The sequence below is a fragment of the Sesame phyllody phytoplasma genome, assembly GCF_018390775.2.
Classification (GTDB): Bacteria; Bacillota_I; Bacilli_A; order Acholeplasmatales; family Acholeplasmataceae; genus Phytoplasma; species Phytoplasma australasiaticum.
This window is the reverse complement of sequence record NZ_JAHBAJ020000020.1, coordinates 1-7754: the sequence shown is the minus strand read 5'-3', so window position 1 is coordinate 7754 and position 7754 is coordinate 1. Positions and strand designations below refer to the sequence as shown.

General features: G+C 23.3%; 8 protein-coding genes. All 8 read left to right on the top strand.

Translation table 11 applies throughout. From position 1 onward, the window contains the following. Positions 1–240 (top strand): hypothetical protein (locus KHD59_RS02235; protein ID WP_238120349.1); only part of this gene is annotated, 240 nt, incomplete at its 5' end. A gap of 246 nt (positions 241–486) precedes the next feature. Further along, positions 487–660 (top strand): 30S ribosomal protein S21, encoded by a 174-nt coding sequence (rpsU, locus tag KHD59_RS02230; RefSeq protein ID WP_004994728.1) that lies wholly within the window; start codon positions 487–489, stop codon positions 658–660. A 201-nt stretch (positions 661–861) separates the two neighbouring features. After that, positions 862–1281: an rRNA maturation RNase YbeY gene (ybeY, locus tag KHD59_RS02225; RefSeq protein WP_004994727.1), complete on the top strand. Its 420-nt coding sequence runs from the start codon at positions 862–864 to the stop codon at positions 1279–1281. 51 nt (positions 1282–1332) lie between these two features. Further along, positions 1333–2238 (top strand): GTPase Era, encoded by a 906-nt coding sequence (era, locus tag KHD59_RS02220; protein ID WP_213680471.1) that lies wholly within the window; start codon positions 1333–1335, stop codon positions 2236–2238. 20 nt (positions 2239–2258) lie between these two features. Then, the gene (locus KHD59_RS02215) at positions 2259–3617 is read left to right on the top strand and encodes a glycine--tRNA ligase (RefSeq protein ID WP_213680470.1); all 1359 of its coding nucleotides are present in this window, start codon (positions 2259–2261) and stop codon (positions 3615–3617) included. A 48-nt stretch (positions 3618–3665) separates the two neighbouring features. Continuing rightward, positions 3666–5579 (top strand): DNA primase, encoded by a 1914-nt coding sequence (dnaG, locus tag KHD59_RS02210; protein ID WP_213680469.1) that lies wholly within the window; start codon positions 3666–3668, stop codon positions 5577–5579. Further along, the gene (locus KHD59_RS02205; protein ID WP_213680468.1) at positions 5557–6861 is read left to right on the top strand and encodes a sigma-70 family RNA polymerase sigma factor; all 1305 of its coding nucleotides are present in this window, start codon (positions 5557–5559) and stop codon (positions 6859–6861) included. The genes dnaG and KHD59_RS02205 overlap by 23 nt, the downstream gene beginning before the upstream one ends. 2 nt (positions 6862–6863) lie before the next feature. After that, positions 6864–7313, top strand: a complete 450-nt coding sequence (locus KHD59_RS02200) for a tRNA (adenine(22)-N(1))-methyltransferase TrmK (RefSeq protein WP_054598515.1) — start codon at positions 6864–6866, stop codon at positions 7311–7313. The last annotated feature ends 441 nt before the right edge of the window (positions 7314–7754 follow it).

Genomic DNA, 7754 nt, shown 5'->3' with positions numbered 1-7754 from the left:
TTAAAATTATTAAAAAAAGGTGGTATTATGTTTGCATTACCCAATTATATTATCTATATTATATGTATTATTATTATTATTAGTGTGCTTTTTTCTTCAGAAACAGATGTAACTGATGTGTTTGCCGAACAATATGGAACTTTTAAAAGTAATAAGAGTATAGATAAATTTAATCGTTTTATTAGTGTTTTGATTTTAATTCTCTTTTTACAATTATTTATGCAACAATCAATATTATGATTATTTAAATAATAGTTTATATATTAATAGGATTAAAATCATTATCAATATGCAAAAATTATCCATTTTATTATATTTTTTATATCTTTTTATTGTAATTTATGTTATAATAAAGCAACGTATTGATTAGATGATTTTAATTTTGTTGATGTAAATAAAATTATTTACTTATTTACTGAAAAAATGAAATTAATAAACTGTTTACTGATATATTAAAATGATAAAAAAAGGAGAAATAATAATTACATGCCAAAAGTTATTACGCGCGAAAATGAACAAATTGAAGATGCATATAAACGTTTTAGAAGAGAAGTTTCTAAATCGGGTATTACCGCTATAGTTCGTCAAAGAGCATTTTTTATCAAACCTAGTGTAGCTAGAAAAATGCGTGCTAAAAAATTTCAATCAAAAAAACGTTAATAAAATAGTTTTTTATTTTTATCAAAAACTTTTTTTATTTTAGATAAATTTTTAGATAAATTATAAATTTTTTCAGTTTTTATTTTTATTTATTAAAATTGCAAAATATAAATGGCGATAATAAATAAAAGCAAATTCTGAATTTATTTTTTGTGATTATGTAAATTGAGCAAATTTTGATTTTTGGATAAGATTTGAATTATGGATGTTAAAATAATAAATAATACTAATTTTGAAATTAATAATTTAAGTATTGTTTTGACGCAAATATTTCAAAATTTGGATATAGGTAAAAAAATGAATATTATTTTTGTTAGCGACAAATATATGAAAAAAGTTAATAATTTTTATTTAAAAAAAAATTATACTACTGATGTTTTAGCTTTTAATGATTATACAAATGATATTTCTTTAGGTGATATTTTAATTGCTTTACCAAAAGCTTTTAAACAAGCTATCCAGCATAATATTCGTGATGAACAAGAGATTAGTTTTTTGGCTTTACATGGTTATTTTCATTTAAAAGGTTATGAAGATAAAACAGAAGAATCATTATGTGAAATGATTGATTTACAGCAAAAAATCTTAAAAAAACATAATTTACATTTTGATTATTATTAAAATCAAAAAATTTTATTTAGGCTATTTTATTTATAAAAAAGGAGGGGTATTTTGTTTAAATCAGGATTTATTTCTATTATTGGTAATACTAATGTAGGAAAATCTACTCTTATTAATGCTTTAATTAATCAAAAAATATCTATAACTAGTTATAAGTCTCAAACTACACGGGATGCTATTATAGGTATTGATACTTCTTCTTGTTATCAATTTATTTTTATTGATACTCCTGGTTTACACGCGAATAATAAGTATTTATTAAATAAAATGATGTATCAAGTAACTTTAAAAAGTTTAAATGAAGCTGATGTTATTTTATTGGTAGTAGATCGAGAATATCAACAAACTTCTCGAGAACAAAAGTTTTTGGATCTTCTTAGAAAATATAATAAAAAAATTATTTTAGTAGTTAATAAAATGGATTTGTATAAAAAAATAGTTATTGATAAAATTATTTTAAGTTATGTTAAAAAATTTAATTTTGATGCCGTTGTCCCTATATCATCTATTAACAACAATAATAATAATATAAATATTTTAAAACAACATATTTTAGAATTTTTACCTGAAGGCGAAAATTATTATCCATCTCATATTAAAACAAATATAAACCAAAATAAATTTATATCGGAACTTATTAGAGAAAAAATTCTTTATTATTTGCATCAAGAAATTCCTCATGCTTCCACTGTTTTGATCGAAAATATTTCTCCGATAAACTCTTCTGCTGTTGTTAATATTTCGGCACTAATTTTAATTGAAAAAAATAATCAAAAAAAGATTTTAATAGGTAATCAAGGGAATATGTTAAAAAAAATAGGCATTGAAGCTCGAAAAGATATTGAACAAATTTTAAATAAAAAAATTTATTTAGATTTATGGGTTAAAGTTGAAAAAAAATGGCGTAATAACATTAATTCTTTAAGAAAAATCGGAATATCAATTAATTTTAATTAAAAATAGCAAAGGATAAAGAAATGTTTTCTTTACAAGAGTTAATTAGTTTTGCAAAACAAAATGGTTTTATTTTTCCAGGAAGTGAAATTTATGGAGGTTTAGCCAATACTTTTGATTATGGACCTTTAGGGTGCTTATTAAAACAAAATATTAAAAAAGCTTGGCAAAAAAAATTTTTTCAAGAGAGAGAAGATACATTATTGTTAGATAGTTCTATAATATTAAATACCAAAGTTTGGGAAGCTTCCGGACATATTAAAAATTTTACTGATCCTTTAGCGGAAAATAAAGATACTAATAAACGTTATCGAGCAGATAAATTAATTCAAAAACATAATCCAAATATTGATGTTAATGGAATGTCTTTGGAAGCAATGACTCAATATCTTATTAAGTATCGTTTGTTAAATACTTCTAATTGGTCTACGGTTAAACAATTTAATTTGTTATTCCAAAGTCATCAGGGTTCAGTGCCATCTAATAATAATATAATTTTTTTAAGACCAGAAACTTGTCAAGGTATTTTTGTTAATTTTAAAAATATTTTAAATACTTCTAGAAAACGAATACCTTTTGGTATTGGTCAGATCGGCAAATCTTTTCGTAATGAAATTACTCCAGGAAATTTTATTTTTCGAACTTGTGAATTTGAACAAATGGAATTAGAATTTTTTCATCATCCTCAAGAAACTCAAAAATGGTTTGATTTTTGGAAAAAATATACTTATGATTTTTTGCTTGATTTAGGTTTAAAAACGGAAAATTTAAAATTTAAAGATTATAATAAAACAGAATTAAGTCATTATGCTAGCAATACTACTGATATTTTATTTAATTTTCCTTGGGGTTTTGATGAGCTATGGGGGATTTCTGCTCGTAATGATTTTGATTTAAAGCAACATCAAGAGCATTCAGGTATAGATTTAAGATATTCAGATCATCAACAATGTAATAAATTTTATCCTTTTGTGATAGAGCCTTCTGTAGGAGTCGAAAGATTATTATTAGCTGTTATGTTAAATAGTTTACAAAAAGAAACTTTAACAAACCAAACAGAGAGAATATTATTTAAGATACATCCGTTTTTAGCTCCTTATAAAGTGGCAATTTTGCCTTTGATTAAAAATATTCATCGAGAAAAAGCTAAACAAATACAACGTTTTTTATGTAATTATTTTGAAGTTATTTATGATGAAACTCAAAGCATTGGCAAAAGATATAGAAGACAAGATGCTATAGGTACACCTTATTGTTGCACAATAGATAATCATACTTTAGAAAAAAATATTGTATCTATAAGAGATCGAGATTCTTTAAATCAAGAATTTATACCCTTGGAACATCTTAAGGATTATTTGGTAGATAAAATATCTTTTTAATAAATTATTAAAATTAATTGATCTAAACTGGATAATATAAAAATAAATATGAACCATATGAGAAAAAAATTATCATTTATTGAGCAAATTAATAAAAAAATACCTATTCATGAATTAGTTAGCCGATATGCTGGAATAACTTTAGAAAAAAAAGGAAAAAACTTTATGAGTTTATGTCCTTTTCATAAAGAAAAAACTCCTTCTTTTTCTGTTTCACCAGAAAAAAATATTGCTGTTTGTATGGCCTGCCATGAAGGAGGTAGTCCAACGGCTTTTTGGGCTAAATTAAAAAAAATAACTTTAGAAGCAGCTGCTCACGAATTAAATTATAAATTTAATTTACAAATATTAAGTCAACCACAAGATTATGTAAAAAATAAATTGATAAATATTTTAGAACATACCCAAGATTTTTTTAAAACTGCTTTAGAATGTATTTTAAATGATATCGAAAATCATTATGTTTTAGATTATTTATTAAAAAAACGTAAATTAAATTTAAAATTAATTAAAAAATTTAATTTGGGTTATGCACATGCTCATCCTAAAGCTCTTCAAAATCATTTATTAAATAAAGGTTTTGAAATAAAAGATTTATTATCATTGGGTTTGGTTGTTCCATCGAAAGATGATTCCCAACAGTATCGTGATTTTTTTTATGATCGAATTATGTTTCCTTTAACTAACGAAAAAGGTCAAGTTATAGGTTTTGTCGGCCGATCTTTGAAAACAGATTCTAATAATCCTAAATATTTATTTAATAATGAAACAGTTTTATTTAAAAAAAGTAATTTATTATATAATTTATTTGAAAGTTGTGAATTTATTAAACGAAATCAAGATGTTATTTTATGTGAAGGTATTTTTGATGTTATAGCTTTTTATAAGTTTAATATTTATAACACTATTGCTACTTTAGGTACTCAATTAACTCCAAAACACATTGATTTGTTAAAACAAAATGCTCAAAAAATTATAATTGCATTCGATGGTGATGAAGCAGGTATAACAGCTACATATAAAATAGCTGATATGTTAACAAAACAAAAGTTACAGGTTTTTATTTGGCATCCACCTAATGGTAAAGATCCAGATGATTTTTTTTCAAATTTAACTGAATCAGAATTATTTAATTATGAAAATTTGTTGCAAAAATCTCAAGATTATGTTTTTTATATGATCGAAAAATATTTACAACAAGATATAGAAATAACAATTTTAAATCGCCATATCTTTAATTTAATTAAAAATTATGATGATAAAATTAAATATGATTATTGCAAAAATATTTATAAAAAATATTCTCTTTTTATAAATAATGATATTCATCATAAAAAAATCATGAATCAAAATGATTATACAATTCTGATGCGTCAAAAGTATTTTCAAGAAGTTCAAAAACCAACCCAAAATATTATAAGTCTTGTAGAAAAAGAAATTTTAATTGAAATTTTATTAAATTCAGAACATTTAAAATCAATTAAACACGATATTTATGATCATGTCGTTTCTAATATAAATTTTTTAAAATTAATAGATAAAATTGATGTTTATTATCAAAATGATGCAACAGAAAATGAAATCAAAAATGGTATAGATATAGATCGTTTTATGGAAGTTTATCGCGATTTTATATCAGAATTATCAAAAGAATTTGATATTTATGGTTTATTTTTAGAAATTAAAAATAACTATTTATTTAAAAAAAAAATACGTATACGGAAAGCTGAAAGTTTAAATGAATTTTATTGTTATTTAAAAATGCATTTAATGGATCAAATTCGACAAGAATTAAAAATTCTTAAAAATAAATTGCAAAATTTATCAGAACAAATTATAAACACTAATAACAATGAAGATAATGATCTGAAACAATTAATATTAGAAATAGCCCATAAACAAAAAGAGTTATTAAAGTTAAAAAATATAGGAGTTCATGATGAATCTAAAAATGACAATTAAAAAAATCTACAAACAAAAAATTTTGCAATTTGAAAAAAAAGGTGAAACAGTTTTAGTTGATATTTTAAAAAAAGAATTAAAATGGTTTAGTCATAATGTTAAAGACATAAATAATATTTATCAAAAAATTTTTAAATGTTTGTTAACAGCTAGTAAAATAATTAATAAAAAAATATCTAAAAATTTTAAATCAAAAAAAACTCAAAATGAATTAGAAAATGCTGATTATGATATGTTAGATATAGAAGATTTAGAAGATGAAAATATTAATATTGAAACTATTCGTTCCGAAGAAATACAGGAAGATATTAATTTAAAAAAAATTGCCAATTCAATTAAAGTTGATGATCCTGTAAGAATGTATTTAAAAGAAATTGGACAAATCCCTTTATTAACTTTAGAAAAAGAAAAAGAAAATTCTAAATTAGTTTATGAAGGAGTAAAAGCTAGACAAAAAATAGAAGATTTTAAAAATAAATTAATTTCTATAACTGACGAGGAATTAGAAAAACTCCAAATATCAATTAATAAAGCTGTTATAGCAAAAAATAAATTAATTGAAGCTAATTATCGATTAGTGGTATCAGTAGCTAAATTATATATAGGCAGGAAAATTAAATTTTTAGATTTAATCCAAGAAGGTAATATGGGATTGATGAGAGCTGTAGATAAATTCGATTATACAAAAGGTTTTAAATTTTCTACTTATGCAACTTGGTGGATTAGACAAGCTATTACTAGAGCTGTTGCCGATCAATCTCGTACTATTCGATGTCCGGTTCATGTTTCAGATATTTTAAATAAAATTTCGCGTTTAAGAGGTAAATTAACTCAAGATTTAGCTCGAAAAGCAGAAAATCATGAAATAGCTAAGGCTATGAATATAGAAACAAAAAAAATTAATGATTTACAAATGATTGAAAAAGAAACTATTTCTTTAGAAACATCTATTCGTGATGAAGATGATTCTTCTTTAGGTGATTTTATTAGCGATCCTAACGCTATTTCACCTCATGATTATATGTTACAAGAAACTTTAAAAAAAACTTTAGAAGAATCGCTTGAAGAAGCTTTAACCCCTAGAGAGCAACTTGTTTTAAAAATGAGATATGGAATTTTAGAAGGCGATAATAGAGTACATACCTTAGAAGAAGTTGGAGCTAAATTGGGTGTGACACGCGAACGTATTCGCCAAATAGAAGCTAAAGCTTTAAGACGTTTAAGATCACCTTCAAGGCAAAATAAATTAAAGATTTTATACAAAAATATAAATAGAAAATAAATATGAAAAGAATTTTATTTATAGCTTCATTAATTAAAAATTATAATACAGTAGCTGATATTGGTACAGATCATGGATTAGTATTAAAAAAAGCGTTAGATTTAGGTTATATTTGTAAAGGAATTGCCGCAGATATCAGTCCCAAAGCTTTATCGAATGCTCGTAAGAATTTAAAAAATTATCCTGTTCAATTTTTTGTTAGCGATGGTTTTAAAAATATTTATTCGGATTTCGATTTAGCGGTTATTTGTGGTTTAGGAGCTTATACAATTATAAATATTTTAAAAACTGCTCCAATTACTAAACCATGTTTATTAGGTTGCCAAAGTAAAATACATTTATTATTTAATTGGTTAAAAAATAATAATTTTTTAATTATAAAACATTACATTTTTTCGGATAAATTTGATTATATTTTTTTTAAAATTCAACCTAAAAATATTAATTTTTAGTTATTTTTTTTCTTGAAATGATAAGATAATAAGTAGTTAATTATAAAATATTAATAATAATTAATAAATTTACCTTTATAAATTAATTATAAATTGTATATTTCTAGTATAATATAAGTTGTTTTTTGAAAATGTTTGAGTAGCTCAGCAGGATAGAGCAACGGCCTTCTAAGCCGTCGGTCGGGGGTGGACGAAAAAGATGCCTTATATTTAGTGATTTAACCAATCACCTACTGCATGATAATCAGTAGCAGTATATAGTCGGTTATTATAACGAAAGAAATAATAATTATAGTAGATTATAAAAACAAGGAACGGACGAAATAGTTTAGTCTAGGAAATCTTGTAAACTGAATAATGACTCATGGATAACCTCTGAAATGAGGCTAAGAGAATAAAATGGAGTGATATCTCAACTGATAGAAAACTATATATATCTAT